This is a genomic window from Bacillus sp. FSL R9-9834, assembly GCF_038006905.1.
GTDB classification, from domain to species: domain Bacteria; phylum Bacillota; class Bacilli; order Bacillales; family Bacillaceae_G; genus Bacillus_A; species Bacillus_A pacificus.
On record NZ_JBBOWD010000001.1, the window covers coordinates 3,890,329 to 3,916,740 of the forward strand.

The following is a 26,412-nucleotide window of genomic DNA, read 5'->3' on the forward strand; positions in this document are numbered from 1 at the left end:
TTGACATTTACTGTACTTCACAAACTGAAATATATTATTTGTTACGTGCGATGTTTGTAATAAACTTATAACGATCTCCACGATAAATACATTTCACATACTCTAACGGTACTTCACCTTCTGAATATGACCATTGACGCATGACAAGCACTGGCGCCTTTTTAGGAATATGCAGATGTTCCGCTTCATTATCCGTTGCAATTGAAGCTTCAATTGATTGAGTAGCGCTAACAAGTTTGAAGCCCAGTTTTTTCTCTAAATGTTCATATAAAGATTGTTGCAATATTTCTTCGTTAATATCTTTTACAAGAGCTGGCGACAAATATGTCGTCTCAAAAGCAATCGGTTCATCGTCAGCTAAGCGAATACGCCTCACTTCATAAACCGACTCTCCCTCCTGTATTCTCAGCCGGTCTGCTATTTTCGCAGTAGCTGGAACGAGGCGGAAACTTAATAATTGACTACTTGGGTTCATCCCACGAGAAATCATATCTTCTGTGAATCCTGTCATTCCTTGCAATTTTTGTTCCACTTTCGGAAGTTGGACAAACGTACCGATTCCACGTTTCCGATATAAATAACCTTGTTCCACTAAATTATTAATCGCCTGTCTGATTGTCATACGACTCACTTCGAACTTATCGCAAAGTTCATTCTCAGATGGGATTTTATCTCCCGGCTTCCATTCGCCGTCCTCAATTAGCTGTTTCACCCACTCTTGAATCTGATAATAGATCGGAAATGGTGAATACTTGTCGATGTTCATCAGCAATCGCCTCACTGCATAAAGATAGAGCTTCTTGATCAGCGATTACGGTTACATTCGGATGACGTTGTAAAACTGTAGCAGGACACGCTTCACTATATGCACCTTGCAATAATTCTTTAACAGCTTCTGCCTTTTTAGAACCCATAGCAACAAGTAGAATTTGTTTCGCTTTCATAATGCTTCCAATTCCCATTGTAATTGCATGAGTTGGCACATCTTCTTCTTTTTCGAAGAAGCGAAGGTTTGCTTGGCGTGTAGATTCTGTTAATTCAACAATGTTTGTTGGAGAATTAAACGGTGTTCCTGGTTCGTTAAATCCGATGTGACCGTTTTCACCGATTCCAAGAATCTGTAGGTCAACTGGGTTAGCAGCTAGAATGCCCTCGTAACGTTTGCACTCTTCCTCTAAATCACTTGCCATCCCGTTTGGTACATAAGTTTGTTTAAATGGAAGATGATCAAACAACTGTTCTTGCATGAAATAGTGATAGCTGTTTTTATCTTCATGTGGTAAATTTACGTACTCATCTAAGTTTACAGTGGTTACACGGCTTGTATCAAGTTTATTTTTTCGCATTTCTGCATAAATACCTAATGGAGAGCTTCCTGTAGCCATTCCTAATGTTGGATTTCCTTTTGTTTTTACAACTTCTTCAATTAATTTATAACCTGCTTCTGCTAGTTCTTCTGGCGTTTTTACAACAAGAATATTCATTTCATTACTTCCCTTCCTTCATATGAATTCCTAAACGAACCGTATCATATACATGTAAATCTTCATTCATCACAACAAAGTCTGCATCTTTTCCTACCGCTAATGCACCTTTATTATTTAATCCAAACTCTTCTGCTTGGTTCACTGATGTCATTAGTACTGCATCTTCGATTGAACAACCTGTAAATTCAATTACATTTCGGAAAGCTTGATCCATTTTTAGAATACTACCAGCTAACGTTCCATCTTCTAATCGAGCACTACCATCTTTTACATGTACTGGCTGTCCGCCAAGCTCATATAATCCATCTTCAAGACCTTTTGCACGCATTGCATCAGTAATAACACTTACTTTTTTCGGTCCTTTTAATTTATATGCTAATTTCACCATATCCGGGTGAATGTGAATACCATCTGTAATTACTTCAACCATTACATCTGGATTTAATAACACATGACCAACAACTCCTGGTTCACGGTGATGTAATCCACGCATTTGATTGTATAAATGCGTTGCATGTGTAATGTTTCTATTTTTTAGTTGCGCATCAATTGCATCGGTATGTCCCATTGTGCCAACAACACCAGTTTCAGCAAGATATTGCTCGAACTCTAACGCACCTTCTTCTTCAGGTGCATATGTTACTAATTTAATTAAATTTCCGCTTGCTTCCTGCCATTGTTTAAATTGTTCAATATTCGCAGGAACAATATGTTCAAGTGGTTGTGCACCTGCACGTTTCTTTGAAACATACGGTCCTTCTAAGTGAATATATTCGAAATGTGCTCCTTTTTCTTTCGCTTCCTTCGCAGCATGTAGTGCTGCTTCGATTGCTTCTGGAGCTTGTGTCATTGTTGTTGGAAAGTAAGTTGTAACTCCTTCTTTTAACATTTCTTTACCTAGAGTTACTAACCCATCGCTATTTGCATCCATCGCATCAATATCGTATCCACCATGAATATGAACATCAATCATACCTGGAATCACAATTTTCCCTGCCGCATCTAAAACCGCTTCATTTTCTTGTGATACATATTGAGCCATCAAACCAATTTCTTTAATTGTTTCTGTGTAACGAATAAATCCGTTTTCCACTACTTCTTGACCTGTATAAATTTTGGCATTGATGACAACTTGCGTTTTCATTTTCATCGATCCTTTCCCATGAAATACCTACTTGTTATTATTACCTTATTCGCCTAATTCCATCTTAATATATGCACGAGTAGTTGTCTATACATTCTAATGAAATTTCCTCTTTGTTTAACAAAAAGGAAGCTTAGTACGTCTCTCGCAATTATAATATATGTTATTCATTTTTTCCAAAAAGGAACAATATCATCTATCGTATGAATCACTTAAGTAATGGCATTAATCCGCTAGACCCAATTGTAATATGTTCGCCGTCTGTTTCCATTTCTACTGTACGCTTATTTGTTCCATACATCATTATACCACGCTGTTTTAATCGTCTCACTACACTTTGATGCGGATGTCCATACGGATTTCTGCTACCATAAGAAAGAATCGCGAACTGTGGTTCTACCTTCTTTATAAACCTTTCACTTGTTGAAGTATATGAGCCATGATGTCCCACCTTTAACACATCTGCATGTACATCAAATTGCTTTAATATTTCAGTTTCCGTTCGCACATCAGCATCACCCATTAGTAAAAAATCTGCCTTACCATACCGAATCTTTAATACAATTGAAGATTCATTATTTTCATCTTTGGACTTCCCGTTGTTTAATACTTGTATGGAAACATGCGGATCTAACGGTATGTATTGTCCCTCTTTTACTGAAATGAAAGGGATTCCCCTTTTCTTTATATGATTTCGATACGTATGATAAGTAAGAGAACTATATGTTTTTCCACTATCTAATATAAGTGATACCGGCATCTGCTCTACAATCGGAATGAGTCCTCCAATGTGATCCATATCTGGATGAGTACTGACGATAGCATCTAAATGGTTAATTCCTTTTTCAATTAGTTTTTGGATAACAACCTCACCAGCTTCATAAGGTCCTCCATCAATTAACATCGTTTGTCCATTTGGCAATATAATAAGTGTTGCATCACCTTGTCCAACTTTTAAGAAACTCACTTTCATTTTACCAAAATGTTGCCGCTGCATATGTAAAGGAGACGCGGTATGAATAGACATCATATACCTTTTGGCAGATGCACTATTTAAAGAAAAGCATAACAAAACAGAAACTAATAATAAAACACTTCGTATACCTCTCATAACTCGTCTCCTTTTTTCAATTAGTATGGCACGGTATATAATTGATATACAAAAAAGCTTAGCAAAATGCTAAGCTTTTATTTCGATATCTCTTGTAAAGAACCGAAGAATAAATCCGCTTCATTCATTTGTTCGTTTTCTTCAGAAAGCGGAGGTAAATCATCTAATGTTTTTAATCCAAATGTGTCTAAAAATTCTTTCGTCGTTCCATATAAAATCGGACGCCCAGGTCCTTCTGCTCTTCCCATTTCTTTTATAAGTAAGTGTGATACTAACGTTTGTAACGCCTTATCGGTTTTTACCCCTCTAATCTCTTCCATTTCAGTTCTTGTAATGGGTTGACGATATGCAACAATTGCTAACGTTTCTAGCGCAGCCTGAGAGAGTGAAGCAGCTGTTGGGATATCTATTAGTTTTTGATAGTACGACGCATGTTCTTTCTTTGTAGCAAAACGATATACTTTTGCATACTGTACAATTTGCAAACCTCGGTGTGCACCTTCACATTCTTTTTGCATTTCTTCTAAAATATCGATTACTTCGTTTCCTTCAATTTCAAGGACTTTTGCTATTTGTTCAGGAGAAATCCCTTCATCACCAGAAACAAATAAAAGCCCTTCAATGATTGATTTCTGTTCTGTTCTATCCATCTTACGAGCTCCTTCCTCCTATTTTCTCCATAAAAATACACATCAAAAAACCGAATCACAATCAATGCGTTCGGTTCAATATTTTTTCTCTTGTTCCAAACGATACATTCAAACCTAGCATGAGATATACTATTTCTATCCCATTTTCCATACTAACTCTATGCAGATTTAGTATAGCTTGATACGAAAATTTCATCAAAATTATGTTCTTGTTCAATTACGATTTGTTGATTTTTCATAAGCTCAAGAACCGCTAAAAATGTTACAACCATTATTTCCCGTTCATCATCAACAAACAAATCATAAAAACTTTGACGACCACCTTGTATTTCTAACTGCTTTAAAATATCCGTCATACGCTGTTCAATTGGTATTTCTTGACGAGTAATACGTGTTGTCACAGGTTTCTTTGCTTTTTTACGGCGCATTAATTTTTGAAATGCCGCTAGCATATCATATAACGTAACATCAAGAGGCAAGCTTGTCTCCTCTTCTTGTTGCAATGATGTAAAATCAATTGGCGGACGTGTATATAGCTGTGCTCTTTCTTGTTCTCTTTCTTTTAGTTCAGTAGCAACTTGCTTATATTTCTTATATTCAATTAACCTCTCCATCAATTCTTGACGAGGATCATCTATAAAGTCATCACCGTTATCAAGTACATCTTCTTCATGTTTCGGCAACAACATTTTACTTTTAATTTGTAATAACGTTGCAGCCATTACTAAATACTCACTTGCAACATCTAATTGTAGTTCTTTCATCGTATGAACATAAGATAAATATTGCTCTGTAATTTCCGCTACAGGAATATTATATATATCAATTTCATAACGATGTATTAAATGTAACAATAAATCTAAAGGCCCTTCAAAAGCCTCTACTTTAAAATTATACTGCACAAAGCATCCCACCACATTTTTTCTATAACAACATAAGTATAGAGCATACTCATGTTCTATCCAACCTTTTTAAGAAATTTAATTAAAAATAGACCTATGCCTATGGCATCATGCCCACCACTTCATATGATAACAGTGTAGTAAGAACAATGTAGGAGGTCAAAAAACTATGGGTCACGTTGATTGTGGTTTTAGCGGTGGGTTCGCATTACTTGTTGTATTGTTTATTTTGCTAATTATTGTAGGGGCAGCTTGCTTCTGCTAATATGAACAATAAACGACTAGGGAGAAATTCCCTAGTCGTTTATTGTTCATATTTCTATGATAAACTTATACTTATAACCGTTAGATAGGGGCGAAGAAAATGTATCCTACCGAATACATACAGTTTTTAATTCATTTTCACGGAGATTATGATTATTTTGAATGCCACGAAATACTGGAAGAGTATTGGAAAACAAAACCGAGAGGAAATCGGGATCATTATTTAGTCGGCCTCATTCAAATTGCAGTTTCTTTATACCATCACAGACGCTCTAACTGGAATGGCGCAGAGAAGATGATGAAAAGCGCCATAACGATTTTAGAAAAAAACAGTGCACATTTACTTCGTTTAGGAATAAATGAGGCACAACTCCTGTTCTTACTCAAAGATAAATTGCAATCTATCCAGAAAGAAGAAAGTTTTACACCGTTATTTTTACCATTGTCGGATACAACATTAGAAAAGTACTGCATAGAATTATGTCAGAAACAAAACCTTCCTTGGAAAGACGTGAATGCTACTTCTAATGAATTTATAATACATAAGCACACATTACGTGATCGAACAGAAGTCATCGCTGAACGAAACGAACAATTACAAAAAAGAAAGCAGAGATAATAAACTACTTATCTCTGCTTTCACGAATGTATATTTTGTTCAAGCCCTTTACACTTTTCGCAAAAACTTGCTGTTTGCTCATTTCCGCAAATTGTAAATTCAAGAAATTTACTCTTTAACTCTTGAACCATCTTCGTCCCAATACCCATATGACGGTGAGATGGGTTCACACTCAAATGCTGAATTTCCAAAACTTGATTCTCTTTTTTTACAATCCCCATTATCCCAACAAAATCTTCGTTTTGTTTCCACAAATACAATTGCCAATCATCCTTTGCTTCATAATCTTTCATAGTCAATTGTAATGTTTTCACATCTTTTTCAGTTGGCATAAATGAAAGAAGCCCCATTGCAATCTTTTCATAACTTTTTTTAAAACGAATTAACATAACCCTTATCCCTTCTTACAAAAGTTACAAACTATTAAATCCCCTCAATCACTCTTTTCATATCACATTCATTTTACAATATTTTCAACGGAGTGAGAAGAGCTTAAAACAACTTGATAATCATACAAAGCGAAAAGAAGAAAGTCAAATATACGTTTCATTACTATTTTTTCTAAGTAGATAAAAGAAGAAACGCTGTTATATGAAAGTGAAAAGAAACATCCACCGCTCATTATCACTTCACTATTCATCACCTTAGAGCAGATGAATTCTAGCAAAATGAATGTAATAAACAACTTTTATTGAAATGTGTAATCTAATAATGTATTCTATGTGATTTGTTAAAATTTTGTTCTCATAAGCGACATATTCTCACTACAATCACATTACTACTTGTATCATGTACCGTAAACGAAATCCCCATTCCTATTAAAAATAAAAAAGAGAGCAATAGCTCTCTTTTCTCATTCACTTATTCTTCCCAAACTTTAACTTCTTTCATTACATCACCTTGACGCATGTTTAATACTGTTTCAATACCGCTTGTTACTTTACCGAATACAGTATGTACACCATCTAAGTGTGGCTGTGGCTCATGAACGATAAAGAATTGGCTACCGCCTGTGTTACGGCCAGCATGAGCCATAGAAAGTGATCCTACAAGGTGTCTATGAGGATTTCCATCAGTTTCACATGGGATAGAGTAACCTGGGCCACCCGCACCTGTTCCTGTTGGATCTCCACCTTGGCTTACGAAGCCAGGAATAACGCGGTGGAATGTCACACCATCATAAAATCCTTGCTCTGCTAGTTTTTTAAAGTTTTCTACTGTTTTTGGTGCCTCTTCTGGGAAAAATTCCAAATCGATTTTTTCACCATTTTCCATTACTATGTATCCTAAAGTTTTCATACGTATATGTCTCCTTTCAACTATCTCAGCACTATATTACCACATTCATGACTAGAAACAAAAAGAATCCGACAATCTACATACTTCTTTTTTGAAATGTGGAAAAAGCTAGGTGACAAATAAGAAATATATACTATAATAACTGTGTTGCCCGAAAATTTTAGAAAGAGAAAGGGAGCGATTTTTCGTGAAAACGAAATTACTAGCTCTGCTATTAGCTGTAGCAGTATTTATTATGCCAACAGCTTCGTTTGCAGACATCATCGAAGGAGAATCAATTGTTACACTAGGAGAAAACTTGTCTGAACAACAAAAACAAGATCTGTTAAAAGAAATGAAAGCACCAAAAGATGCTACAATTATTACTGTGTCTAATGCGGAAGAACATAAATTTCTAGAAGGGATTGTTCCAAAAGCTCAAATTGGTACGAGAGCAATTTCCTCTTCTATGATCACATACACAAAGCCAGGTTCTGGTCTCATTGTACGTTCAAAAAACATTAATTCAATAACAGATGCAATGTACACAAACGCACTTATTACAGCAGGTGTGAAAGATGCTGAAATTCAAATTACTGCACCATTTAAAGTTTCTGGAACTGCTGCTTTAACTGGCTTAATGAAAGCCTATGAAACGACATCAAACAAAGCAATTCCTGAGGAAGTAAAAAAAGTAGCCAATGAAGAAATGGTGCAAACATCCCAGCTCGGCGATAAAATTGGTGAAGAAAAAGCAGTTCAACTTGTTGCGAAAATTAAAGAAGAAATTGCCAAAGAACAACCAAAAACAACTGAAGATTTACGTTCATTAATTAAAAAAATTGCGGATCAACTTGGTATTACATTAACGGATGAACAGTTAGATAACTTAGTTGCGCTATTTGATAAAATGAAAAATCTTAATATCGATTGGAATCAAGTTGGCAGTCAGTTAAATAAAGCAAAAGAACACGTTTCTGCCTTTTTAGGATCTGAAGAAGGGCAAAGTTTCCTAGATAAAGTGAAAGATTTCTTCTCAAGTATCATTGATTTTGTTAAATCTTTATTCAAGTAAAAAGAAGCTCGCTAGTAGCGAGCTTCTTTTTTTATACAAGTAACGGCAATTTCATAATAGCTTCTTCAACCGAACGAACTATATGATTTGCCTTCTCCTTCACATATGGATGAGCATGATGCAGAGTGAATGAATGCGGGGTTACTTCAAACATAGAAATATCATTGAAAGAATCTCCAATGCATGCAACTTCATTTGCTTCAATTTGCAAATGTTCCATTAGTCGTCTTAAAGCACTCCCTTTACTTACTCCCCTTGGCATAATGTCAACATAGCGTTTACCAGACATAAAAACTTCCGCTTCGTTCTGAAAGGTATCTCGTAATTCTTGATCTAATGCTTCAATTGTCTCTTCTTCCCCAAAAACAAACAATTTCGCAGGATGTACAGTTTTACCAAATTCCTCTTCTAATGCTTCTATTTCAGCAATATGCACGCCCATATACGTTTCAAAATTATGATGATGTTCATTTTTTCTTTTTGTATACCGTTGCTCATTTGCACAAACAATATCTGCTAGTCCCTTTTTATGGATATATCGATATATTTCCTGGGCAATCCCATCTTCAAAACTTGATTCATGAAATATTTTCCCATCCGGTAGTAACATCGTCGCTCCATTTAAACTCGTTGTGTAGTACGGGAATGCAAACCTATTTACGACTTCATCAATTCGATGAGTAAAGCGGCCTGAGGCAAAACAAATATTTGTCCCTTTTTCAGCTAACCAACAAATTGCACGTTCATCTTCTTTTTGTATATCATTCACATTGTAAACGAGCGTGTCATCTAAATCACTTACAAATAATTTAATCATGTCCTCTTCCCCTTCCATACACAATATCTACTCTAAGTGTACACAAAAAATGTTTGATTTTTGTTAAAAAACAATAAATTTTTGCTAAAAAAATAAACGGGTGTATAATCCCGTTTATTTTTGTCTTTTTACATTTTGAGGTCTTACAATACTTGGTCGTACTTTTAAACTAGACATCGTCGGACGGAGTAGAATTTTTGTTAATGCGCCCCAATCAAATGGTAAAAACGGCCATAAATAAGGTGTTTGCAAACTTTTTATAGACGTTAAAAATAAAATCAATATCGTCATACCAATTACAAAGCCCATCTCATGGAAGAGACCTGTTAAAATAATAACAAATAATTTTCCAACCTTATTCCCTAGCCCTAATTCATAACTCGGTGTTGCATAAGCACCGATCATAGAAACTGCTACATACAAAATAACTTCTGGTACAAACAAACCTACATCGATTGCTATTTGACCAATTAATATAGCGGAAATTAATCCTGCTGCAGACGATAACGGCGTTGGAGTATGAATGGCAGCCATCCTTAAAAACTCAAGCCCGACCTCTGCCATTAATACTTGTAATAAAATTGGTAAATGTGTCATCTTAGTCGGTCCAATAAAAGCAAGATTTTCTGGTAAAAGAGTTGGATCAAATACAAACACTAACCAAAATGGTAGTAAAAACAAGGAGAATAAAACACCTAAAAAACGTACCCAACGTAAAAATGTACCGACAGCTGGGTTTTGTCTAAACTCTTCTGCATGCTGTAAATGATGGAAATATGTTGTTGGCGTAATCATAGCACTCGGTGATGTATCAACAAGTACTAAAACGTGTCCTTCTAATAAATGATTGGCTGCTACATCCGGTCTTTCTGTATATCGAATAAGCGGGAATGGGTTATAGCTTTGCTTTACAACAAATTCTTCCACTGTTTTATCCGCCATCGTAATGCCATCAACATCAATGTTATTTAATTCTTGTTTTATAATCTTTACTAAATCTTGATTTGCAACATCTTGTACATATGTAATACAAATATCCGTTTGCGATCTATCCCCTACTCGAATAATTTCGTTTCGAAGACGCGGATCTCGAATTCTCCTACGAATTAACGCTGTATTTACAACGATATTTTCAACAAATCCATCTCTCGCACCGCGTACTACTTTTTCGGTATCCGGCTCTGTCGGTGTTCTTCCTGGATAGCTTCGAACATCTATCGCGAACGCTTCTGTTTCGCCTTCCACAAATATAATAATAAGCCCCGATAACGCTTGAACCATTACTTCATCCATCGTTTTCACTTTACTCACTTGCTGATGAATTAAACGATTCTCTAAAAGCTTTACTGTATCTTCTTCAACATCCCTTATTTCATTCGTATCCACAGCTTCTTCTAAAATAGGAATAATATAATTCGTATCACAAAGTCCATTTACGAATAACACAGCAATTTCTTTATTCAAAATTTGAAATTTACGAATACCAACATCAAATGTAACGCCTAATCCAACCGTTTGTTTTAAATAATTTTCATTGTCACTTATGAAAGTTGAAATAGGGATATCTATTTTTTTAGGCTTCGTCATAAAACCCACTCCTTTCCAAAATTAACTGAATTGCTTTTTTCGTAATTGGTGAGCCTCTCTCCCATTCATCATTTCCACACATCTTACCAATATCACCAATTCCAACAATGACAGGAACATTCAGATCATCTAGACAATAAATTGTATCTCCGCTAATTCTTCCAATTTCACCATCTGGGAGTCCAAACTTATCAACGCCATATTCCGTTAAATTCCCGTTTCGATCCACGCTTACATCTACACGTGCCCATTCCCAATGATGTGTATTAGACGCTACCGCCAAAATCCCAAGTACATCAATTTGTTTATGCGTGGCTACATATTTTAAAGCTTTTTCACCAGATCCTTCTCCAATAAATCCACTGTCATCAAACATGACAAATACAGGGTCATATGGCGTTTGCATAATAAGCTCAACAACTTTCTTCCCTGTCAATTTGGTTGGATTGCTTTGTGATGCTGAAATACACCTTCCCCCAAATTCCTTCGTTAAAAGCTCAATTGTTCGCTTTGCATATTCATCTCCATCTGTGACCAAAACAACCCTTCGTCTCATTTGATTTATCCTTTCGGTTTACATATAAGTGCTATAAAAAATGAAAATAATATCGCTGCAGAAATGCCTGCAGACGTTAAACTAAACATACCCATACCAATCCCTATATATCCGTGTTTCTCTGCAGCATGCATTGCCCCGTGTAATAAGGAATGTCCAAAACTTGTAATAGGAACTGTTGCCCCAGCACCAGCAAACTTTATAAGCTTATCGTACAATCCAAATCCATCTAAAACTGCTCCTATCACTACAAAGGTAGCCATTAAATGAGCTGGTGTTAACTTTGCAAAATCTAACAATACTTGTCCAACTAGACAAATAGCGCCTCCTACAAGAAATGCATATATAAAATCCACAATTCACTCTCCCTTCACTCTCTCAAATACGACACCATGTGCAATTGTTGGAATTGTTTCTTTCTGCTGCATCATCATCGGGCTTAATAACGCGCCAGTAGCAACGACAAAAATTCGTTGTAAATTCCCTTTTTGCATCTCGCTTAATAAATGACCATATGTGACAACAGCTGAACAAGCACAACCACTACCACCTGCAAATACTTCTTCTTGACCCGAATCATAAATCATTAATCCGCAATCATTATATATATGCCCAATATCATAACCTTCTTCCAGTAACAGTTGTTTCGCAATTGGTGTCCCAATAGCTGATAAATCACCGGTAACAATCACATCATAATCATTGGCACTTCTCTTCAAATCTTCAAAATGCTGCTGAATTGTATGAGCCGCAGCCGGTGCCATCGCCGATCCCATATCTAAAGGGTTCGCAATTCCTAAATCTTGCACTTTTCCAATCGTAGCCGACGTAATTTTAATGGCACTTTTTTCTTTACTAATTAATATGGATCCCGCACCTGTAACAGTGGAATTTGCTGTTCCTGGTTTTTGTCCCCCATACTCTGTTGGATAACGAAACTGTCTTTCAGCTGTTGCATTATGACTACTTACCGTCGCTAAAACACGATTTGCGAATCCACCGTCTATAAAGGCTGATCCGACCGCTAAAGTCTCCATCGAGGTTGCACAAGCACTAAACATGCCTAAAAAGGGAATTCCCCACTTACGCGCAACGTAATTTGCTGTTACTGTTTGATTTAATAAATCACCCGCTAAAAAGAAATCAATTTGTGATGTTTCTACATTTGCTTTTTGCATGACTTGTTGAATAGAATCTGACATTAATCTTCGTTCAGCAAGCTCCCAGTTTTCCTCTCCGCAATGTAAATCATCATATGAAATATCAAATTCCTTTCCAAGAGGGCCTTCAGCTTCTTTTGGACCGACGGCAGTACCGGTTGCATTCACATAAATATCATTTTGAAATACCCACGTTTGTTTTCCTGTCAACCTCATACTAGCCCCTCCTTTAAGACATAAAAATTTTAAAAGTATATCTTATTAACCCAATAATGTATGCCCCGACAACACCAAAAACGATTACACTTCCCGCTAGCTTAAACATGTTTGTAGCAACCCCAAGCACAATTCCTTCACTCTTATGCTCTAGCGCAGCACTTGCCATAGAATTCGCAAATCCCGTAACAGGTACGGCCGACCCTGCTCCAGCAAATTGACCGATTTTATCATATACACCACAACCTGTTAAAATCGCCGATAATAGTACAAGAGTTGCGACGGTTGGATTCCCTGCCTCTTGTTCACTAAAATGAAAATAATGTATATAAAATTTCATCAATACTTCTCCGATTGTACAAATGAGTCCACCTACAAAAAATGCCTTAACACAATTTATAAAATAATTTGGCTTCGGATGGTATTCCTTCACTTTATTTACGTAATCGTCCTTTAGTTTTCGCCCTGTCATTTATATATTGCCTCCTACTTTACGAAATAAATCCAGTGAAACAACGAGCCTATTACTTTTCCAAGTACAAGAGCAACGAGTAAAACAACAATCTTCCCCTCTACCCCTACTCGCTTCGCTAAAATAGGTAAAACATTTAACACTTCTGTTAATGCGGCAGCGAGCATTCCAATGAATGTGCCACAAAATATTCCTAATATAACAAGCCAATATTGCGACGTTTGAAATGTAATGTTTTTCAAACTACACCAAGCTCCTGTTAATGTACCTGCAATAACTGCCCACTCAAAATATTGAATGTGCTTTCCACTTCTCGTTAATTGAGCTAGACGAGGGATTATACCAAGCACAGCTAAAAATGCAACATATCCGCTACCTACAGCAATTCCTCCTGCTAAAGCAATTAAAATAACGAATCCAGACTCAATCATCGGTAAGTTGTTTCATATTATCCTTGTTTTCATGAACAATTACATATTGGTCAAGTGACTGCTGGTATTGGAACATCTCCACTTCTAACGGACTCGGCTCTTCATTAATACGCTTTTGAAATACATGATTAAAAAATAAAACCATACCTAACCCAAGACCTAATGAATAAGGAATTTGAAATAAAAGTGGTTGCGCCTTAAATTCTCCCGTAATCATGTAATATAACCGTTGGTGCACTTGTTGCATGCTTACATCTTCATGAAAATATATGATGGCAAGAGCTGCTCCAATGAAAAGTAACAACCATACAAGTCCGAAAAAAATCGGATGTACTTTCTTTTTTTCATATATAATTTCAACAAGAGTTTGTCCAGAACCGAGTAAATTAATTTGTATATGAGCAGCTTTTCGCCTAATAATCTCGATTATTTTCATAACATCAATTACAACATGCGTTTTATCACGCGCTGTAATTTTATAAATTACCTCATCCTGTAACGACTGAACTACTGCAGCATCTCCGGCAAGTTGAGCAACATCTCCCAGCTTTACTTCATACGTAGGAGAAACTTTTAATCGATTACGCATTTTAATATAAATTGTTTGTTCCAATTTCCATTCACCTCTTCACTCTTCCTCGTAGTTGTAGTATGGTTATTCAATTTTTTTCTAATACAATTTTTTCATAAAAAAACATCTGTACCATTTCGGTACAGATGTTTTTTAGTTTATGCTTTTTTCTTAAATAAATTTGCAATGCTTAATGCGAGCCCTCCCCAAATGACTACTATTCCAATAACCATCATCATAATCGCCGATCCACTCATTATGAAACACCTCGATCTTTCCATTCTTTTTCAAGCTTAGCAGAATCTGAATGTATTTGTGCATTCCATTTCTTTAAACTAATGATTAGCGCAATGATAAGGAACGCTGCTGCAATTGACCAACCATATGTTACGACAAACTCCGTTGGGTACCCTCCATAGTTCTTTTTAATATTTTGGATTGTACCATCAATTAACATGTACCCTAACATAAGCGGAGTAATAACGAGTAAACTCACCCTCCAAAACGTCCCTAACTTAATATCAGATACGAAGTTTGCGTGGTTTTGATAAACCGGTAAACGACGTAAAATGAGTCCTATCGTAACTACTTCCGCTAGAGCAATTGTAATTAATCCGAAGTTATTAGCGAAGTAATCCACAACATCTAGGAACATAAGCCCGCCACGTGTCGCAAAAACGAGAGAAACGAGTACGAGAAGCGTCCCCATAATTCCAATTGTTTTCTGGCGGCTTAAGCTAAACTTTTCAGATACGGCAGCAAAACATACTTCCGCAAGCGAGATGAGAGATGTAATTCCAGCAACCGTTAATGATAAGAAAAATAATACGCCAAATAAAGGTGACATCGGTAATTCATTAATAATTTGCGGGAATACTACGAAAGCAAGCCCTACACCAGCACTTGCTACTTTATCAACTGGTACTCCCATATTGTTTGCCATAAATCCAAGAGCCGCAAAGACCCCAATCCCTGCTAATAATTCAAATCCTGAGTTTGCAAACCCAGTAATAAAAGCGTTATTTGTTGTATCTGAGTTTTTCGGTAAATAACTAGAATACGTAATCATAATTCCAAATGCTAAAGATAAGCTAAAGAAGATTTGACCGTAAGCAGCAAGCCATACTTTTCCGTCAAAAATACGACTCCAATCTGGTTTAAAGAATGCATCTAATCCTTGCATCGCACCTTCCATCGTCACTGCACGAACTACGATAATAAGGAACATAACAACTAGTAAAGGGATGAAAATACGGTTCACAACTTCGATTCCTTTTTTAACTCCTTTAAAAGCAACACCAAGCACAATAATCCAAACGAGAGCTAGTGGAATTAATACTTCCGGTACGAGCCCTCCAAACTGTCCAGGTTTATCTGCAACATGTAAATACTCTTTAAATAAAAATGATTCCGTGTCTTTCCCCCATGCGCCAGTAATTGCAAAATACGTATAAGAAATAGACCAAGCAATAATTACTGCATAATATGTTGAAACGATAAACGTTACACACATTTGCCACCATCCGATGAATTCAGCACGCGGATGAATACGAAAGAACGTAAGTGGCGCTGAACCACGGTGACGATGCCCAAGAGCAAATTCAAACGCCAATAATGAAATCCCAGTCGTTAATAATGCGAATAAGTACGGTAAAAAGAATGCGCCTCCTCCATTTTCATACGCCGTATAAGGAAAACGCCATATGTTTCCTAATCCAACGGCAGAGCCGACCGCTGCAAAAATGAATCCAGCCCTCGTTCCCCATTGTTGCCTCGTTTCCATATTTCCTTCCCCCTTTGTGACAAGTTCATAATTGGATTATATTTTAAATTTACTAAATTATCAATAAATTCTGTTAATTTTTAAGAAAGTTTACAATCTCCTCCTATTAAAGTCATAAAAAAAGATCGAATAGATAGCTATTCATCTATTCGATCTTTCATCTGTTTTAATATTTTCTTTTCAAGTCTTGAAACTTGCACTTGCGAAATACCTATTCGCTCTGCTACTTCTGATTGAGTTTGGTCTTTATAATAGCGTAAATATACAATTAAACGCTCTCTCTCATCTAATTCTCTAATTGCTTCTTTTAAAGCAATTTTATCAAACCATTTCGTTTCAGATTGATCTGCAATTTGATCTAAAATAGTAATTGGATCTCCGTCGTTTTCATACACCGTTTCATGTATGGATGAAGGGGCACGACTCGCTTCTTGCGCCAGAACCACTTCCTCTGGCGTTAGTTCTAACGCTTCAGCTACTTCATTAATCGTTGGAGCCCTTCCGAATTCTTTCGAAAGCTCGTCTCTCATCTTTCGAATTTTGTTTCCTGTTTCTTTTAAAGACCTACTTACTTTCACTGATCCATCATCACGTAAAAATCGTTGTATTTCGCCAATAATCATGGGAACTGCATATGTTGAAAATTTCACGTCGAAAGATAAATCAAATTTATCTACCGATTTTAAGAGCCCAATACATCCAATTTGAAACAAATCATCTGGTTCGTATCCGCGATTAAGAAAACGCTGCACAACCGACCATACGAGACGCATATTACTTTGAACAATTGTATCTCTTGCTTGTTGATCTCCATCTTGACTTTTTTGAATTAACGCTTTTAGCTCGTGGTCCTTTAACTGAGGTTTCTTCTTCTCATTTTTGACCTCTATGTCCATAGGCTATTCTCCTTAATTGCATAGAGCGTTACTATTTGATAAGTATTTTGTCAAATGGATTGTTGTCCCGAAAGATTCGTTTGAAATAACTTCTACTTCATCCATAAAATTTTCCATGATAGTAAATCCCATTCCGGAACGCTCTAATTCAGGTTTAGTTGTAAAAAGGGGTTGTCTCGCTTCATCTAAATTAAAGATGCCAATCCCTTCATCTCGAATCGTGAGTTTCACCATTGCTTCTTCCAAAATTACAGAAATATAAACAACACCTTCTGCATTTCCTTCGTACCCATGAATAATTGCATTCGTAACCGCTTCTGACACAACTGTTTTAATCTCTGTAAGTTCTTCCATCGTAGGATCTAGTTGTGCAATGAAAGCAGCTACTGTAACGCGAGCGAACGATTCATTTTGACTTAATGCTGAAAATTGAAGGTTCATTTCATTTCTCATTTATGCCACCCCCAACGTCGCGAGCGCATGCGCTTCACTTTCTTCTAAGCGAACAATTTTAAATAAGCCCGACATTTCAAATAAACGTTTAACAGGCGGTGAAATTGCACAAACAACCATTTCTCCACCTAATCCCTTTACATGCTTATATCGGCCTAATATAACACCTAAACCAGAACTATCCATAAACGATAAGTTCTCTAGGCTCAAAACAATATGATGAACACCATGTGTCTCAATCATATCTGTTACTTTCGTTCGCAACTCTTCAGCAGTATGATGATCTAATTCACCCGCTAGCCTCACACATAGGACGTCACGTTTTACTTCTAATTGCATGGAAAGACTCACACGATTTCCTCCTTATGCTCAAACTTTACTCATTTACATACATAAAGATTTTCGTGATACAACATAAGAATCCTTCCTACTGACAAAAGAAGAACTATTTCGCCATAAAGTGAAACCATTCAGCAATTATTTACTTACATACGAATAGAAAAGCGGCAAAATGTTTGCCGCTATTTTGATGTTGAAAACATCCCAAAACTTCTTTTAAATAACTCCCACCAGCTCGCTGCAGCAACATCTTCTTTTGCTACAATTGTTTGTTTTAATAAAACATCTTTATCTTTTTTAATAACAAGTGTACCAAGTGCATCGCCCTTTTTAATCGGCGCTTTCACTTTCTTTTCAGCAATTACTTCTTGCTTTACCTTGTCCATGTTTTCGCCCTTCTTCATAAGAAGAGATACATTGTCTGATGCAACTAAATCTACTTTTTCTTTCTTCCCTTTTCCTACTTGGACAGTCTTAATTTTTTCGCCTCGTGTATACAATTTCTTTGTCATATATTGACCAAATGCGTAGTCAAGAAGCTTCGTTACTTGATTGTTCCGTTCTTTCGATGTAGGTGCTCCCATAACAACTGAAATAACACGCATCCCATTCTTTTCAGCCGATGCTGTTAAACAATATTTTGCTTCTGTCGTAAAGCCCGTTTTTACACCATCTACTCCAGGATAAAAACGCACTAACTTATTCGTATTAACGAGCCAAAACTTCTTATCCGTATCTTCACGTAAATAGTCTTCGTATTTTCCTGTGTATTTGCGAATAAGTGGGTACTTCATCAATTCTTTCGCCATGATAGCCATATCATTTGCTGTGGAATAATGATCTTTAGCCGGAAGACCTGTCGGATTTTGAAAATGAGTATTTTTCAGTCCTAAATCTTTCGCTTTTTTGTTCATCATATTTACAAAACCTTCTTCTGAACCAGCGATATGCTCCGCTACTGCAACAGACGCATCATTTCCAGATGCAATTGCAATACCCTTTAGCATTTCATTTACGGTCATCTCTTCTCCAGGCTCTAAAAAGATTTGTGATCCACCCATTGAAGCTGCATGCTCACTTGCTCTCACTTTATCGGTCAGTTTTAGTTTTCCTTTTTCAACTTGTTCCATAATTAATAGCATTGTCATAATCTTCGTCATACTAGCAGGTGGTAACTTCTCATTTGGATTTTTATCAAATAAAACTTTACCTGTATCTTGTTCAATTACAATTGCTGATGACGCTTGTTCCGCTAACTTCGGTGTTGTTTCTTCTGTTTTCTCCTGCTTCGTCTTCTCAGATTGTGCGAAACTAACTGAAGTACCAGAAAGCAATAACATGAAACAAACAAGTATTCCAAAAACTCGCTTCATGACTAACCCTCCATTCTATATCAAACCTATTTTTTCCAATTCACTGTTTTTTAATACCATATTTTTCTAACATTTTCAGTTGACAAACACATTCATCATCTATATTGTATTAAGTGTATTACACATAGTAGTACACTTAATACAAGTCAGAAAGGAGACATTGCTCTTGCATATTCAACTTGATCCAAGAAGCAACACTCCGATATGGGAACAAATTGTTCAAAATATAAAAGAACTCGTATTAAAGAACATGTTAGCTCCAAGTGACAAACTACCTTCTGTACGCGAACTCGCTTCTTTACTCGTTATAAATCCAAATACAGTGAGTAAAGCGTATCAAGAGTTAGAGCGACAAGGGATTATTGAAACATTACGAGGAAAAGGAACATTTGTATCCCAATCGATTACCCCAACATTAGACGAAAGGAAAATCGCTATGGTTGAAAAGCAATTTCATCAATTACTATTAGAAGCCTCTTATCTTGGTGTTACGAAAGATAAAATTCATGATTGGATAGATTCATACTATAAAGAGATTGGAGGAAATGCGGATGCTGAAAGTGACAAGCCTGAAGAAAACAATTGATAATCAAACGATTTTAGACGATGTTTCTTTCACATTGCAAAGAGGGAGTATCATCGGATTACTCGGAAGAAATGGTGCGGGGAAAACAACTTTATTACGAACGATGGTCGGCATTTTAGACCCTGATGCAGGGACTGTTACATATGAAGATACAAACATTCATCAGTGTCCTGAAATAAAGCAAAAAATCGTATATGTTCCGGATTCTACTAACATACTGAACGGCTATACGGTAAAAGAAATAGTAAAGTTTTATAAAGCAGTTTATGCCGCATTTGATGAAGCATATTTCTATGAACTGTTAGAACGTTTTAACTTACCAAACAAAAGAATTCGTAGTTATTCAAAAGGAATGAAAGCACTACTTGCCATCATTTTAGCCGTTTCTACAAAAGCAGAATATATTATTTTAGATGAACCGACAAACGGACTTGACCCTATCGTGAAAAGACAAATTTTACAGTTTCTCGTTGGAGAAGTTGCAGAACAAGAGATTACCATTTTCATCTCCACTCACCATTTAGATGAAGTGGAACAAATTGCAGATACAATTATTATATTAAAAGGCCATACTATAGCTTCTATTACATCACTAGACGATGCAAAATCACGATTTGCAAAAATACAAGTTGCTTACGAACGTTCATTACCTCAAAAACTAGAAAACTTAAGCAATATTAAAATATTAAATCAAACAGGAAAAGTATATACAATCTTAATTGAGGGAAATGTGGCTACAACACTGGAAAAGTTTTATAAAGAACAACCACTGCTCATTGAAGAATTAACAATGTCGCTTGAAGATATTTTTATCACTACATTTGAGGAGGATTCACATGTTTCATAAAGCTTTATGGATGAGGCAATGGAAGCAAGGAAAATATATAATTCTATTATTTTGGTTAACTAGTTTATATCAACTACCTTATAGATATTATCAAGAAGCACAAATGCAACTAAAACTATCAAAAATGAAGTTTGGTGACTATGCATATTACTACTCCTACTATTTTCAGACATCTGATGGTGCCATCTTCTTTCAAGGAGCTACTCTAATTGCACTCGCTTGTCTTTTAATTGGATGGGAACGTAATAATCAATCAGCTGATTTTCTATTCTCGATGCCTTTTAAACGAAAGGATATTTTTTTAACAAAATGGTGGCTTGGTGTTTTGAATATTATTACAGTACAAATTGTTTGCTTGATTAGCATGTACGGAATAAAAAACATGTCGTTTCACAATGAGTATCAAACCTTTGCTCCGTTCTATAGTTACTTTCTATATGCTACCGTTGTACTTATCGCTATTTATACATTCGCCTTATTTATAGGGACTCTTACTGGACATATATTTTCTCAAAGTATTTTAACTATCATTCTATTATTTTTACCATACGGTTTTGGATTGTTAATTTCCGGATTCATTTATTCACACACACAATGGTCTGTAGATGCAATGGGAGAAATAGAGCGCCATACTCATGAGTACTTACAACATATAGGTATCATTTCACCATTAGAATATTTTTCTATTACTTATGATTACCACCCGATAGAAACATTTGATGACTATGGCAATAAACTTCCCAGTGTATCACAGGACAATCCTACGGAGCGTATTTCTGTACCTTCTCCTTGGACACTATTAACACCATTTTCTTACATCATTACCTTTTTATCAATAGCAACCTTTCTATACACACGTACACCGAACGAACAAAGTGGAAAAATACTATTGTTTCCTAACTTGCAAAAATGGTTCATAATTTGCACTGTTCTATGCTTCGGACTACTTGGTGGTAGAATATTAGGCGGACGAGATGCACTTCTGTCTTATTATGTTGGATTTTTCCTATTCGCTACCATAAGTTACTTCATTTTTACACGTCTATTAAAATTGAAGTTTGCTTTTGCAGGGAAATAAATATGCCATGAATTATTTAACTGTTATATGAACCAAATAAAAAAAGGCATTGCACAAGAGCAATGCTTTTTTTATATCCCGATCTAAATAAAGAGGTTATTTCACATTCTCTCTTCTTTTCCCATATTCTTTTTCTTGCTTCGTTCCAAACCCGTCACCATTTGCCACGATTTGATCTGTTGGAGCAACTATGCTTTCAGCAATTCTCCATTCTCCGCCTTGTTGAATAAACACTTGCATAAAATAATTCATTCCATTTAACTGATATGGATTTTCTTTTTTCACTTCATAACGAGCTGCCACATAATACACTTGTACATTTTCAGCTTCAAACTTAGAAATATATTGTGATAATCTCGGGATGTATTGTGATGCTTTCTGAAGTGGAAGCTGTTTTACTTTTACAAGAGAAGACTTCTTTATATTACTGATCGTATCTTCGTGCCGAATGTTATCACTATGATGAAATAAAATCGCATTCTGCATTGAACGAATCCATAGTTTTGAATATAAAACAGGTTGCTTATTTGAAATATGTTGTAATTCTTTTTGAACGACTTGAAGGGGCGTAGCGGCATCTACGAATTGATGAAAGCCGAAAAAGCTTCCCATCATAATGAAAAGCATACAAATACGTTTCATAATTTTCCACTCCGATTCTTTTTAATTAAAGTATCGGAGTTTCAAAATATTTTTATTCAAAAGAAAAAGGATAGGAATGCTTTCGCTTCCTATCCCCATTTATTATAATACGCGGCCAAATAGCTCTAACACCATTTCGATTTCTTGGTCGCTCCAACCTTTAAATTTATCTTTATAATATTCTTTACGCACAGCTTCAAGTTTTTCAGTTACTTCTCTTCCGTGTTCTGTAATTTCTAAGTACACGATACGACGGTCAGAATTTGAACGCTTTCTTTCTACAAACCCTTTTCGTACGAGACGATCAGTAACAGCTGTAATATGACTGGAGGTTACGTTTACTTCACTCGCAATTTGCGAAGCCATCTGTGGACTTTTTAAAAATAATGCGCGTAATACAGAAAATTCATTGTATGGCATATGTTCTGCAAAACGTGTATTAATATCATTTTGTAATAAACGTATCATCTTTCTAAATGATCCGGATAACTCTAAAATCAATGTTTCTCTTTTTTCGTTCACTAGCCTCGTCCCTTTTTTATCATATTTACACATATTATAATCTATAAATACCCTCGTTGTATATGCTTTCTTTCTTTAACATTCCCATTTATGTAACTTTTTCATACAAATTTCTTTTTTGTTCACACATATACATATAAATAAGGATGGTGATGGAAGATGCAAAGTGGAATGAACCCTTATTTACACAACGTACGTACAGCAAATACTGGTAAAGAAGCTACCATTACGGTGCAAGGTGAAGGCGTTGTGAAAGCAAAACCAAATGTCGTTATATTAACAATCGGTATTCGTACAGATCATAAAAATGTAAAACAGGCACAAGAAGAAAATGCAGTGCAATCAAAACAATTATTAGATGCACTGAAACAACTAGGTATTGCTGAAAAAAATATAGAAACCATTTCATATACGATTACGCCTCAATATGAATATATAAATGATAAAGCATTACTACAAGGATATCGTGTGGAACATTTGTATGAAATTACCGTTTTAAATGTACAAAAAGCAGGGGAAGTATATGATATAGCTGTTTCAAATGGAGCAAATGTAGCAAAAGGTTTACGTTTTCGAATATCTCATCCAAATAAATATTACGAGCAAGCTCTCATTCAAGCTCTGCAACAAGCGGTAGAAAAAGCTCGTGCTATTGCGAGTACATACAATTTAAACATTAATCCTGTTCCACTCTCATTCGTTGAAGAATCTGCTCAATTACCACGGGAAGTTGCATCCTATGCTGCTTTACATGCACAAGCAGCTCCTCCCATTCAATCGGGAGAATTAGAGATCATTTCTACAATACGAGCGATTTTTACGTATTTATAAATAATTTCATTTATAAGTAAACGTTATCATTTTCCTTGTTGTAAAAACATGATGTTCTGATATAATAAAGGACGGTGAGCTCTTACAAAAGAGATATCACGGGTGGGAGAGGGATATGAAAAAGAAGGTTTAACATGAAAGGAATACTTGAAAGAACATTTAAATTAGGTTTACACGAAACATCACCAAAACAAGAAGTTTTAGCTGGAGTTACGTCATTTTTTACGATCGTATATATTATGATTGTAAATGCATCCATTTTATCCGATGCTGGCATTCCTCTTGAAGCTGGAATTTTAGCAACTGTTTTCAGTTCATTTGTCGGATGTCTGCTCATGGCATTTTGGGCAAATGCACCTGCTATTCTTGTCCCTGGTATGGGTGTAAATGCATTCTTCACGTACACTGCTGTGCATACGCTCGGATTAACTTGGCAGGAAGCATTAGCAGCTGTCTTCATCTCTGGTATTATTTTTGCAATTGCTGCGTTTACACCAATCGCTCGCGTGCTTTCAGTATCGATTCCAAAGTCACTAAAGGAAGCTATCACTGTCGGCATCGGATTATTTTTAGCATTTATCGGATTGCAAAAAGGTGGTTTAGTCGTTTCGAATCCAAATACTGCTGTTGCAATGGGTAAATTAAGTAGCCCTGTCGTTCTTGCGACCGTGCTTACTCTTATCGTTGCACTTGTACTATTTATTCGTAACGTACGTGGAAACTTTTTATGGACGATTGCAATAGGAACTGGTATTGCATGGCTATTTGGCCTTGTTGATACAAGTCAAATCGGAAATAGTTCATTCTCATTCGCGAGTTACGGCGATGTGTTTGGGGCTATGTCATTTGGCAAACTTTCTTCCTTACCGTTTTGGATTGCAACATTCTCCTTAAGCATGGTGCTTATTTTTGAGAACATGGGACTTCTGCACGGTTTATTAGAAGATGACCGTAAATTCCCACGTGCTTACCAAGCCAATGCAATTTCAGCAATGACATGTGGTCTATTTGGCACAAGCCCTACCGTATCAACAGTAGAGAGTGCCGCAGGTATTACTGCAGGCGGAAAGACAGGTCTGACGTCTATCGTTACAGGGTTGTTATTCTTTGCATCGCTGTTTGCACTTCCGTTTGTCAAACTAATTCCTGATAGTGCCATTGCACCAATCTTAATTATTATTGGCGGCCTGATGATTACAAGCATTCAACAAATTCCTCTGAACGATTTTTCAGAAGGATTTCCAGCGTTCTTAATTATCGTCATGATCCCGCTCACATATAGTATCGCTGATGGCATTGCGTTCGGATTTATTGCTTATCCTATCTTAAAAGTTGCTCTTGGAAAGCGTAAAGAAGTCGCACCGTCTATGTATATCATTACATGCTTATTCTTAGCCATGTTCGTATTACATGCTATTGGTTAAGTAAAAACACCGAGGAATTTTTGAAGTGACCCCCGAAAACGGGACACCAATCAAAACACCTAAACCACTTGTTCCCTAAATTCTTTAGGGGATAGGTGGTTTAATTTTTCTTGAATTCGCACACAATTGTAGTAATGAATGTATTCTAGCACAATCTTTCGCACAGTTGTGTTGGATACTTTTGTTATCTTTTGTGAATAGAAAGCTTCACTTTTTAAATGACCAAAGAAGCTTTCCATGACGGCATTATCATGGCAATTTCCTCTCCGGGACATGCTGGTGATCATGCCGTTTTCTTTGGCATACGCTTGAAATTCTTTTGCTGTATAAATACTTCCTTGATCTGAGTGAAGAAGGACATCTTTTACTTTTCGCCCTCTCATTGCTTGTTTTAATGTCTTCATCGCTAATGCCAGTGTTTGTGATTCGCTGATGACACAACTAATAATTTCACGATTAAAGGCATCCATAATCGTTGATAAATACAAAGTACGCTCTCCAAATAAGAGATACGTCACATCCGTAAACCATTTTTCATTTGGTCTGGATGCATCGAATTGGCGCTCCAATCGATGAGGGGCTACCATTGGCTCCGCACCATTGATATATTTCTTTTTCTTTCGACGTACTTTTGAAAGAATGTGATTTTGTCTCATGATTCGTAATACTTTTTTATGATTGACACACAGTCCCATTTTACGAAGAGTAGCGGTCACTCTTCGATATCCATACCGGAATTTATGCCTAAGACAAACGTCCTTTATTTTCTCTTCTATACCATCTTTCAAATCTTCCGTTCGTTGTAACCAACGATAAAATGTGGAACGGGGTAATTCTAATACGTTACACAATTCTTTTACCGTTATTTTTGTTTTTACATTTTCCCATAAAGTAACTACAGTTTCTGGTTTCAGCCCCTTTCGATTTCCAGATACTTTCCCCATACAAGTAATTTTGTTTTTAGATGTTTATTTTCTAAACGTAGCTGTTCTAATTCACTGAGCTCTTTTGGTCCTTTTCCATAAGAATATTGTTTTCCTACAGGTTGTTGAAAACAATACGTTTGATCTGTACGATACCATTTCATCCATGTCTTAATTTGGGAAACATTTTTAATTCCGAGTTTCTCCATAATTGTACGATTTGAATAGCCGTCTTTCTTCATTTCAATCACTTTCCACTTTGTTTCTTCTGGGTAATGAACTCTTGTCTTCAAACGAAAAACACCTCCATTGAATTTGCATACTTAGTATGCGAATTCAGGAGGTGTTTTTTTCATGTACCACTATTCGGGTTCA

The 26,412-nt window shown here is 36.2% G+C and carries 34 protein-coding genes; 8 read left to right on the forward strand and 26 right to left on the reverse strand.

What is annotated here, in order from left to right; translation table 11 throughout:
- Positions 1–34 precede the first annotated feature (34 nt).
- The 6 genes from phnF to scpA form a co-directional block, all read right to left on the reverse strand.
- Positions 35–766, reverse strand: a complete 732-nt coding sequence (phnF, locus tag MKY00_RS20185; RefSeq protein ID WP_002194085.1) for a phosphonate metabolism transcriptional regulator PhnF — start codon at positions 764–766, stop codon at positions 35–37.
- Positions 696–1,484 (reverse strand): glucosamine-6-phosphate deaminase, encoded by a 789-nt coding sequence (gene nagB, locus MKY00_RS20190; RefSeq protein ID WP_016718415.1) that lies wholly within the window; start codon positions 1,482–1,484, stop codon positions 696–698. The genes phnF and nagB overlap by 71 nt, the downstream gene beginning before the upstream one ends.
- 4 nt (positions 1,485–1,488) lie before the next feature.
- Positions 1,489–2,631 (reverse strand): N-acetylglucosamine-6-phosphate deacetylase, encoded by a 1,143-nt coding sequence (nagA, locus tag MKY00_RS20195; protein ID WP_014893528.1) that lies wholly within the window; start codon positions 2,629–2,631, stop codon positions 1,489–1,491.
- Between the two features lie 208 nt (positions 2,632–2,839).
- Positions 2,840–3,742 (reverse strand): ComEC/Rec2 family competence protein, encoded by a 903-nt coding sequence (locus tag MKY00_RS20200; protein ID WP_001214101.1) that lies wholly within the window; start codon positions 3,740–3,742, stop codon positions 2,840–2,842.
- Between the two features lie 77 nt (positions 3,743–3,819).
- On the reverse strand, positions 3,820–4,392 hold the full coding sequence (scpB, locus tag MKY00_RS20205) for a segregation/condensation protein ScpB (protein WP_000376222.1): 573 nt from the start codon (positions 4,390–4,392) through the stop codon (positions 3,820–3,822).
- 158 nt (positions 4,393–4,550) lie between these two features.
- Positions 4,551–5,294, reverse strand: a complete 744-nt coding sequence (gene scpA / locus MKY00_RS20210) for a segregation/condensation protein A (RefSeq protein ID WP_001199762.1) — start codon at positions 5,292–5,294, stop codon at positions 4,551–4,553.
- Positions 5,295–5,463: 169 nt separating this feature from the next.
- Here scpA and MKY00_RS20215 point away from each other — a divergent pair, with 169 nt between their 5' ends.
- Complete coding sequence (locus MKY00_RS20215) at positions 5,464–5,559, forward strand: YjcZ family sporulation protein (protein ID WP_000510194.1); 96 nt, start codon at positions 5,464–5,466, stop codon at positions 5,557–5,559.
- A gap of 99 nt (positions 5,560–5,658) precedes the next feature.
- Positions 5,659–6,177: a DUF309 domain-containing protein gene (locus MKY00_RS20220; RefSeq protein WP_000283585.1), complete on the forward strand. Its 519-nt coding sequence runs from the start codon at positions 5,659–5,661 to the stop codon at positions 6,175–6,177.
- Between the two features lie 20 nt (positions 6,178–6,197).
- On the opposite strand, the gene ribT is transcribed toward MKY00_RS20220, so the two are convergent.
- From ribT to MKY00_RS20235, 3 genes are all read right to left on the reverse strand, one after another.
- Positions 6,198–6,566 carry a GNAT family N-acetyltransferase RibT gene (gene ribT, locus MKY00_RS20225; protein ID WP_016718416.1) on the reverse strand — a complete coding sequence of 123 codons (369 nt, stop codon included), beginning with the start codon at positions 6,564–6,566 and terminating at the stop codon, positions 6,198–6,200.
- A gap of 68 nt (positions 6,567–6,634) precedes the next feature.
- Positions 6,635–6,817 (reverse strand): hypothetical protein, encoded by a 183-nt coding sequence (locus tag MKY00_RS20230; protein ID WP_033677996.1) that lies wholly within the window; start codon positions 6,815–6,817, stop codon positions 6,635–6,637.
- A 221-nt stretch (positions 6,818–7,038) separates the two neighbouring features.
- A complete protein-coding gene (locus MKY00_RS20235) occupies positions 7,039–7,476 on the reverse strand; it encodes a peptidylprolyl isomerase (protein ID WP_000853792.1) in 438 nt (145 codons plus the stop codon).
- Between the two features lie 187 nt (positions 7,477–7,663).
- Between MKY00_RS20235 and MKY00_RS20240 the strand changes: the two genes are divergently transcribed.
- On the forward strand, positions 7,664–8,530 hold the full coding sequence (locus MKY00_RS20240; RefSeq protein ID WP_000850502.1) for a DUF1002 domain-containing protein: 867 nt from the start codon (positions 7,664–7,666) through the stop codon (positions 8,528–8,530).
- 31 nt (positions 8,531–8,561) lie between these two features.
- Here the strand turns inward: MKY00_RS20240 and MKY00_RS20245 are convergent, their stop codons facing one another.
- The 14 genes from MKY00_RS20245 to dacF all read right to left on the reverse strand — a co-directional run bounded on the left by MKY00_RS20245 (position 8,562) and on the right by dacF (position 19,184).
- Complete coding sequence (locus tag MKY00_RS20245; RefSeq protein WP_016718417.1) at positions 8,562–9,365, reverse strand: Cof-type HAD-IIB family hydrolase; 804 nt, start codon at positions 9,363–9,365, stop codon at positions 8,562–8,564.
- Between the two features lie 96 nt (positions 9,366–9,461).
- A complete protein-coding gene (spoVAF, locus tag MKY00_RS20250; protein WP_000165588.1) occupies positions 9,462–10,934 on the reverse strand; it encodes a spore germination protein SpoVAF in 1,473 nt (490 codons plus the stop codon).
- A complete protein-coding gene (locus MKY00_RS20255) occupies positions 10,921–11,490 on the reverse strand; it encodes a stage V sporulation protein AE (RefSeq protein WP_001254414.1) in 570 nt (189 codons plus the stop codon). Before MKY00_RS20255 ends, spoVAF begins: the two co-directional genes overlap by 14 nt.
- Positions 11,491–11,495: 5 nt before the next feature.
- Entirely contained in the window at positions 11,496–11,846 is a 351-nt protein-coding gene (gene spoVAE, locus MKY00_RS20260; RefSeq protein ID WP_000345905.1) for a stage V sporulation protein AE, read from the reverse strand.
- A 3-nt stretch (positions 11,847–11,849) separates the two neighbouring features.
- Positions 11,850–12,866: a stage V sporulation protein AD gene (spoVAD, locus tag MKY00_RS20265; protein ID WP_001241152.1), complete on the reverse strand. Its 1,017-nt coding sequence runs from the start codon at positions 12,864–12,866 to the stop codon at positions 11,850–11,852.
- 13 nt (positions 12,867–12,879) lie between these two features.
- Complete coding sequence (gene spoVAC, locus MKY00_RS20270) at positions 12,880–13,338, reverse strand: stage V sporulation protein AC (protein WP_000147736.1); 459 nt, start codon at positions 13,336–13,338, stop codon at positions 12,880–12,882.
- Between the two features lie 14 nt (positions 13,339–13,352).
- Entirely contained in the window at positions 13,353–13,769 is a 417-nt protein-coding gene (gene spoVAB / locus MKY00_RS20275; RefSeq protein ID WP_000572932.1) for a stage V sporulation protein SpoVAB, read from the reverse strand.
- A complete protein-coding gene (gene spoVAA, locus MKY00_RS20280; protein ID WP_000438354.1) occupies positions 13,762–14,382 on the reverse strand; it encodes a stage V sporulation protein SpoVAA in 621 nt (206 codons plus the stop codon). The genes spoVAB and spoVAA overlap by 8 nt, the downstream gene beginning before the upstream one ends.
- Before the next feature lie 116 nt (positions 14,383–14,498).
- Complete coding sequence (locus MKY00_RS20285; protein ID WP_000016826.1) at positions 14,499–14,597, reverse strand: methionine/alanine import family NSS transporter small subunit; 99 nt, start codon at positions 14,595–14,597, stop codon at positions 14,499–14,501.
- Complete coding sequence (locus tag MKY00_RS20290) at positions 14,597–16,123, reverse strand: sodium-dependent transporter (RefSeq protein WP_000450064.1); 1,527 nt, start codon at positions 16,121–16,123, stop codon at positions 14,597–14,599. The genes MKY00_RS20285 and MKY00_RS20290 overlap by 1 nt, the downstream gene beginning before the upstream one ends.
- A 137-nt stretch (positions 16,124–16,260) precedes the next feature.
- A complete protein-coding gene (sigF, locus tag MKY00_RS20295; protein WP_000350729.1) occupies positions 16,261–17,019 on the reverse strand; it encodes an RNA polymerase sporulation sigma factor SigF in 759 nt (252 codons plus the stop codon).
- A 12-nt stretch (positions 17,020–17,031) separates the two neighbouring features.
- Positions 17,032–17,472, reverse strand: coding sequence for an anti-sigma F factor (spoIIAB, locus tag MKY00_RS20300; RefSeq protein ID WP_001243400.1), 441 nt, complete (start codon positions 17,470–17,472; stop codon positions 17,032–17,034).
- Entirely contained in the window at positions 17,473–17,823 is a 351-nt protein-coding gene (spoIIAA, locus tag MKY00_RS20305) for an anti-sigma F factor antagonist (RefSeq protein WP_000059133.1), read from the reverse strand.
- Positions 17,824–17,993: 170 nt separating this feature from the next.
- Positions 17,994–19,184, reverse strand: coding sequence for a serine-type D-Ala-D-Ala carboxypeptidase DacF (gene dacF / locus MKY00_RS20310; RefSeq protein WP_000831992.1), 1,191 nt, complete (start codon positions 19,182–19,184; stop codon positions 17,994–17,996).
- Positions 19,185–19,350: 166 nt separating this feature from the next.
- Between dacF and MKY00_RS20315 the strand changes: the two genes are divergently transcribed.
- Genes MKY00_RS20315 through MKY00_RS20325 form a run of 3 tightly spaced genes read left to right on the forward strand, consistent with a single transcriptional unit; the run spans position 19,351 to position 21,695 of the window.
- Positions 19,351–19,770 (forward strand): GntR family transcriptional regulator, encoded by a 420-nt coding sequence (locus MKY00_RS20315; RefSeq protein ID WP_000548034.1) that lies wholly within the window; start codon positions 19,351–19,353, stop codon positions 19,768–19,770.
- Positions 19,736–20,617 carry an ABC transporter ATP-binding protein gene (locus MKY00_RS20320; protein ID WP_016718418.1) on the forward strand — a complete coding sequence of 294 codons (882 nt, stop codon included), beginning with the start codon at positions 19,736–19,738 and terminating at the stop codon, positions 20,615–20,617. The genes MKY00_RS20315 and MKY00_RS20320 overlap by 35 nt, the downstream gene beginning before the upstream one ends.
- A complete protein-coding gene (locus tag MKY00_RS20325; protein ID WP_016718419.1) occupies positions 20,607–21,695 on the forward strand; it encodes an ABC-2 transporter permease in 1,089 nt (362 codons plus the stop codon). The genes MKY00_RS20320 and MKY00_RS20325 overlap by 11 nt, the downstream gene beginning before the upstream one ends.
- A 96-nt stretch (positions 21,696–21,791) precedes the next feature.
- Here MKY00_RS20325 and MKY00_RS20330 read toward each other — a convergent pair whose 3' ends face one another.
- Together MKY00_RS20330 and MKY00_RS20335 are read right to left on the reverse strand one after the other, a co-directional pair.
- Positions 21,792–22,337 carry a hypothetical protein gene (locus MKY00_RS20330; RefSeq protein ID WP_016718420.1) on the reverse strand — a complete coding sequence of 182 codons (546 nt, stop codon included), beginning with the start codon at positions 22,335–22,337 and terminating at the stop codon, positions 21,792–21,794.
- Between the two features lie 102 nt (positions 22,338–22,439).
- Positions 22,440–22,859: a MarR family winged helix-turn-helix transcriptional regulator gene (locus MKY00_RS20335; RefSeq protein ID WP_016718421.1), complete on the reverse strand. Its 420-nt coding sequence runs from the start codon at positions 22,857–22,859 to the stop codon at positions 22,440–22,442.
- Between the two features lie 159 nt (positions 22,860–23,018).
- Between MKY00_RS20335 and MKY00_RS20340 the strand changes: the two genes are divergently transcribed.
- A complete protein-coding gene (locus tag MKY00_RS20340; RefSeq protein WP_016718422.1) occupies positions 23,019–23,690 on the forward strand; it encodes an SIMPL domain-containing protein in 672 nt (223 codons plus the stop codon).
- A gap of 134 nt (positions 23,691–23,824) precedes the next feature.
- Positions 23,825–25,114, forward strand: a complete 1,290-nt coding sequence (locus tag MKY00_RS20345; protein WP_000676254.1) for an NCS2 family permease — start codon at positions 23,825–23,827, stop codon at positions 25,112–25,114.
- Between the two features lie 59 nt (positions 25,115–25,173).
- On the opposite strand, the gene MKY00_RS20350 is transcribed toward MKY00_RS20345, so the two are convergent.
- Positions 25,174–26,330, reverse strand: a protein-coding gene (locus MKY00_RS20350; RefSeq protein ID WP_085966780.1) for an IS3 family transposase whose coding sequence is annotated in 2 segments (ribosomal slippage) — positions 25,174–26,078 and positions 26,078–26,330 — 1,158 coding nt in all. Because the reading frame shifts where the segments join, the coding sequence is not laid out codon by codon here.
- Positions 26,331–26,412 lie beyond the last annotated feature (82 nt).